At 67.9% G+C, this 551-nt stretch carries 1 protein-coding gene; it reads left to right on the top strand.

Annotation, left to right across the window (positions count from 1 at the left end; genetic code table 11):
• Positions 1–551, top strand: a 551-nt coding sequence (locus CKO12_RS14480) for a cobaltochelatase subunit CobN (RefSeq protein WP_200155413.1), incomplete at both ends; no start/stop codon positions are given.

Here is a 551-nt window from a genome sequence, read left to right as displayed (position 1 = left end):
ACCCCGGTGGAGACGACCATGATGGTCGCCATCCCCGAACTCGATGGTGCGACCGGGCCGGTGGTCTTCGGCGGCCGTGCCGCGGTGCCTGGCCCCGACGGGGTGTGCCGGATGGAGGTGCACCCGGAGCGGGCGAAGATGCTGGCCTCGCGGGTCGATCGGCTGATCCGTCTGCGGCGCAGCGCGCGCAGCGAGCGCAAGCTGAGCATCGTGATCTTCAGCTTCCCGCCCGAGGCCGGCGCGCTGGGGTCTGCGGCCTATCTCTCGGTGTTCGCCTCGCTCTATAACACCCTGGTGGAACTGGACGACGCCGGCTATCGGGTGGAATTGCCTGAGTCCGTCGATGACCTGCGTGATCGCATCATCAAGGGCAATGCGGCCAACTACGGTGCGCACGCCAACGTGCACCACCGAGTGACGGTCGACGACTACGTGGCCCGCGAGCCCTACCTCAAGGAGATCGAGGAGCAGTGGGGGCCGGCGCCGGGCAAGGCGCAGAGCGACGGGCAGTCCATCCATGTCCTCGGCGCGCAGTTCGGCAACGTCTTCAT

The organism is Chromatium okenii, assembly GCF_016583745.1.
Taxonomy (GTDB): Bacteria; Pseudomonadota; Gammaproteobacteria; order Chromatiales; family Chromatiaceae; genus Chromatium; species Chromatium okenii.
The sequence above is the reverse complement of the archived record's forward strand: the minus strand, read 5'-3'. Positions and strand labels throughout refer to the sequence as shown.